This is a genomic window from Humidesulfovibrio sp. (assembly GCF_035560995.1).
Lineage (GTDB): Bacteria > Desulfobacterota > Desulfovibrionia > Desulfovibrionales > Desulfovibrionaceae > Humidesulfovibrio.
Window position 1 is genome coordinate 1 of sequence record NZ_DATMYK010000074.1, and the last position, 4,330, is coordinate 4,330.

Genomic DNA, 4,330 nt, shown 5'->3' on the forward strand with positions numbered 1-4,330 from the left:
GGGCCTGCTCGTGGCCGATCCTTTTCCGTTTCTGCCCGAGTACAACGTGAAGCTGGAGCAGGCCGAGAAGAAGATCCTGCGCGTGGAAAGCATCCGCCAGATCGCGGTGCTCGTCACCGTCACCATTCCCAAGAACCGCCCGCAGGAGACCACCCTGAATCTTTCCGGGCCCATCATCCTGAACACCAAGGCCCGCCTTGGCCTCCAGGCTCCGCAGGTGGACTCCAAGTATCCCACGCATTTCCGCCTGGTGGATATTCCCCGCCCCGAATCGGCCGAGCAGGCCGGGCCGGATGAGGGTTCGCCAGCGTAACTGCCCGGGGGCGCGCCACAAGACTAGCCGCTTTTCTTCACGCCAAAGAAAACCCTGCCAGCGCGAACCGGCAGGGTTTTTTATTTGTTTTGGTATCTTGATGCGTTGGGCTTTGTCGACGTTCGGCGCAGCAATGGCGTGGCGCCTGCGGCCGTTTCAAGGCTCAGCCCGCCGCCATTCAGCGGGTCAGGCTCACCTCGTCGCGGATCAGGTTGGTGGCTGCCTTGCGGATGTCCGGCTTGTAGGTTCCGGCCTGCACCTGCTCCTTCAGCTCGCGCACCTTGTCGGCCCGCGTGTCCGGAGCGGTGTTGGCCACACCCATGGCCGTGGCCAGGTTGCGCGCCTCTGGCGAGAGCGCGACCTTGTCGCCCATCTGCTGGGCGGTTGCGGTCCCCTGCGCCGTCTGGTCCTGCTGGACCCGCTGGTTCTCCTGCAGCTTCTGCGAGGAGTAGGGATTCATTTCCCCGTAAACCTTCTTGATCTCCATGGCTCTCCCCCTCTATTTTTTTGAGGGTATCACAACATCGTGTCGTCAACCTTGCTTAAGGTGATCTCCCAAAGGGAGCGCATGATGCGCATCTTTTCCTCGGGATTGATCTCCTGCGGGCCTTCGGGTGTTTGGCGGAGGATCTGCACCTCGCCGCCGTCGAGAGGATAGTCGAAAAGCACCCGTTCGCCCAATTGCTGCTCCAGGTCCATCAGAACCTTGCTCACCACCGGATTGTCTTGCCCGTTTACGAGGAGGTTTTCAATAACCTCCTGCGCGATGCGCTCCACAAGTTCGCGGCGCTTCGCTTCCCGTGAGATGCTCACCATGTCCTGCGCGCCCGATAAGGCAAGCGCACGCTTGAAGCGGGCCAGCCGCTTGGCGCTTGTCAGCTGCTTGCCGTAGGTGCGCAGCATGAGGCGAACATTCACCGGTTGAACAACCATCACATACACTCCTCGCTTGACTCCGTTATCGTCAGGTGCCGGAAATAACTTTAGGCCTATCGCGAAAAAAAATCGCTTGCAGGGAATTTTCCCCAGCAAGCGGTCTGGCCCTGATTCCGGGACCAGCCCTGTGGAAGACCTGTGGCATCCCGCTGCCTGTTGAATGTTATGAAGGATTTGTCTAGGGTCGCAGCATGAGCGAAGAAAAACGTTCCTTTCTCTTGATGCTGCGCAATGACGACACCCAGGCCAAAAATCTTGGGCAGGACATAGCCGCCTGGCTGTCCGGCCACGGCGCGCAGGCCACCCTGTGCGAGCACCGCGTGGGCGATGGCCTCTCCTCCTGCCAGCCGCCCCAGGGACAGGCCTGGGACATGGTCGTTGTCCTCGGCGGCGATGGCACCTTCATCGGCGTTTCCCGCGTGTGCCTGAAGCTCGGTCTGCCCGTCCTGGGGCTGAACCTCGGCCGCGTGGGCTTCCTGGCCGAAGGCGCGTCCAACTGGCAGAAGCGCCTGGAGGCGCTGCTTTCCGGCAGCTACAGCCTGTCGCGCCGGGTCTGCCTGTCGTACGGGGTGCTGCGCCAGGGGGCAAGTGTCTGCTCCGGCGTGGCGGTGAACGACGTGGTCGTCAGCCGGGGCGATATGGCCCGGCTCATCCGCCTGTCCGTCATGCGCGGGGAGGAGGGCGCCCGCGAGCGCGTGGGCGCCATGCGTGCCGACGGCCTCATCGTCAGCACGCCCACTGGCTCCACGGCCTACGGCTATTCCGCCGGCGGGCCGCTGGTCCACCCGGAGATGCAGGCCTTCTGCATCACGCCGGTGTGCCCGTTTCTCAACACCTTCGGCCCCATGGTGCTGCCAGCCGACGCCCCTTTGAACGTCCTGGTGGAGGAGCGCCGCGGCGAGGTGCGCATGACCGTGGACGGCCAGCGCTCCTTTGCCCTTGCCGCGGGCGACGAAGTGAACATTTCGCGCAGCACCGACGATCTCGTCATGGCCCATACGTCCGGTTGCAGTTCGTACTTCGCCAAGCTGGCGAACAAAGGCTTTTTCACCCAGAGGTAGCCCGTGCCCGACTTCGTCTTCGATTCCACCCGCGAGATCCGCTACGGCGCGGACCCCGTCCTGGACGCCCTGCTGCTGCACTTCATGACCGAGAACGGCCTGGAGCACTCCATCGACCCGGAGAACGCTACGCCGGAGCAGATACGCTTCATTGTGTCGCTCGACGAGGACAGCTTCTACGCCCCCTGCGGCGACTGGATGCTGCACTTCCTGCTTAAGGCCCGGCTGGACGATTCCCTGAAGCGCGAATACACCGACCAGTGGCGGCTTCTTGTGCGCACCGTGCGCGCCGCCATGCCCAAAGGGCCCGGCCGCAAGCGCGTGCTGCACCTGTGCCGCCACAAGTTCCGCATGACGCTCAACACGCCCATCCTCATCCCCTCGCGGCTGCTGAAGCGCATGCTGACGATCTTCCTGGCCCTAAGCGGCATACCCGATCCCTACCAGGAGAAGAAGCGCGCCAAGAACCGCCGCGCCAAGGCCTTTCTGGAGGGGCCCTTCTTCAACCGTCTGGTGAACGTGTGCCCTGAGGAACGCATCGCCTGCACGCGCATCGCCGACCTGCGTTTTGAGCTGGACCTGCTGGAGATGGCGCGGCTTTTGTTCTTCTCCACCCACAAGCCCTTCTGGAACGACGACGACGCCACCATCGGCCTGGATGCCGACGACATGCGCAACAGTCTGGACCGCGTGGATTTTTCGCCCCTGCGGGCGCTCTTCGCGCCGGAACGCGGGCCTCTGCGCATCCTGTACCTGCCCAGAGCCAGCGGCGGCATCCTCATGGACCTCAAGGTGGTGCGTTCGCTTTTGCGCCAGGGCCACCGCGTGGTGCTGGCCCTGAAGGAGGGCTTCTACTTCGACAGCCCCACCGTGTGGGACATCGATTCCGACCCCATACTGGCCGAGGCCTTCCGCGGAGCCTATTTTCTGAACAACGACCGCGTGACCAAGAACGAGCTGTTGCAGGCCATCCGCGAGCATCCCCTGGTGGTCATCTCCGACGGCACGCGCGAGCGCTTCAACCCTTACCGCCTCAGCGTCACCTTCGCCCGCGCCTGGAAGGAATGCGACCTGGTGCTGGCCAAGGGCGAGGCCTACTACCGCCGCTTCATCGGCACCAGCAACGAGTTCACCCGCGACGTGCTGGTGTTCTTCAGTGATTCCTTGGGCAAGTTCCGCATGTTCTTCAAGGCCAAGCCCGAGCACATCCACAAATTCAGCGAAGAGGCCATCATCGCCAAGGCCGACGCCATCATCAACCAGATGCGCGAGGCCAGGGCCGAGGGCAAGACCGTCATGTTCTACAGCGCCGTGGTGGGCAGCATTCCCGGCCAGGTGAAGGTGGCCATAGAGGTGCTGAACACCTTTGTGACGTATCTGCGCTCGCGCCTGGAGGGCACCTTCATCATCAACCCCGGTGAACACTTCGAGGAAGGCATGGACGCCGACGACCTGATGTTCATGTGGGAGCGCGTGCAGAGAAGCGGCTACCTGAACGTGTGGCGTTTCCAGACCGACACGGACATCGAGAAGAGCTTCGAACTCATGGGCAAGCGGGTGCCGCCCATCTGGGCCGGAAAGGACGCCACCTATTCCACCGGCTGCACCAAGGAGATGCAGATCGCGCTTTCGGTGCAGAAGCGCCAGCCTGAACTGCAGATCATAGGCCCCGGGCCGGAGAAGTTCCTGCGCCGACGCGAATACGGCGTGGGCCGCTTCTCCGACGTTGTCGTGGGGGGCTGATGGGGAAGCCGGGCAGGGCAGTGCGCGCGGCGCTGGCCGTTTTTCTGCTGGCGCTGCTGGCGGGCTGCTCCATGCTCGACTACTTGCCGCGCAGTTCGCCCGGTCGCCCGGCCTCCAGCGTGCGCCGCACGCGCACCGGCACCCCGGCGCAAATTCGCCAGCCACAGCAGCCCCGGCAAGAAGACGGCTACGAGCTGCGCCAGGAGCCGGAAACCGTGGAGCCGGACGGGCAGAGGACCGGGGTCTTCCGCCCGCGCAGCGGCCAGGAGGCCCAGTC

The 4,330-nt window shown here is 63.8% G+C and carries 6 protein-coding genes; 4 read left to right on the forward strand and 2 right to left on the reverse strand.

What is annotated here, in order from left to right; all coding sequences use genetic code 11:
* Positions 1–313, forward strand: a 313-nt coding sequence (gene fliW / locus VN419_RS02795; RefSeq protein ID WP_325644215.1) for a flagellar assembly protein FliW, incomplete at its 5' end; no start/stop codon positions are given.
* A 178-nt stretch (positions 314–491) separates the two neighbouring features.
* On the opposite strand, the gene flgM is transcribed toward fliW, so the two are convergent.
* Together flgM and VN419_RS02805 are read right to left on the reverse strand one after the other, a co-directional pair.
* Positions 492–800: a flagellar biosynthesis anti-sigma factor FlgM gene (gene flgM, locus VN419_RS02800; RefSeq protein WP_325644217.1), complete on the reverse strand. Its 309-nt coding sequence runs from the start codon at positions 798–800 to the stop codon at positions 492–494.
* A 29-nt stretch (positions 801–829) separates the two neighbouring features.
* A complete protein-coding gene (locus VN419_RS02805; RefSeq protein ID WP_325644219.1) occupies positions 830–1,246 on the reverse strand; it encodes a DVU0524 family FlgM-associated protein in 417 nt (138 codons plus the stop codon).
* Between the two features lie 194 nt (positions 1,247–1,440).
* On the opposite strand from VN419_RS02805, the gene VN419_RS02810 reads away from it, so the two are divergent.
* The 3 genes from VN419_RS02810 to VN419_RS02820 form a co-directional block, all read left to right on the forward strand.
* On the forward strand, positions 1,441–2,310 hold the full coding sequence (locus VN419_RS02810) for an NAD(+)/NADH kinase (protein WP_325644221.1): 870 nt from the start codon (positions 1,441–1,443) through the stop codon (positions 2,308–2,310).
* A 3-nt stretch (positions 2,311–2,313) separates the two neighbouring features.
* Entirely contained in the window at positions 2,314–4,053 is a 1,740-nt protein-coding gene (locus VN419_RS02815) for an ARMT1-like domain-containing protein (RefSeq protein ID WP_325644223.1), read from the forward strand.
* Positions 4,053–4,330, forward strand: a 278-nt coding sequence (locus VN419_RS02820) for a hypothetical protein (protein WP_325644225.1), incomplete at its 3' end; no start/stop codon positions are given. The genes VN419_RS02815 and VN419_RS02820, both read left to right, overlap by 1 nt.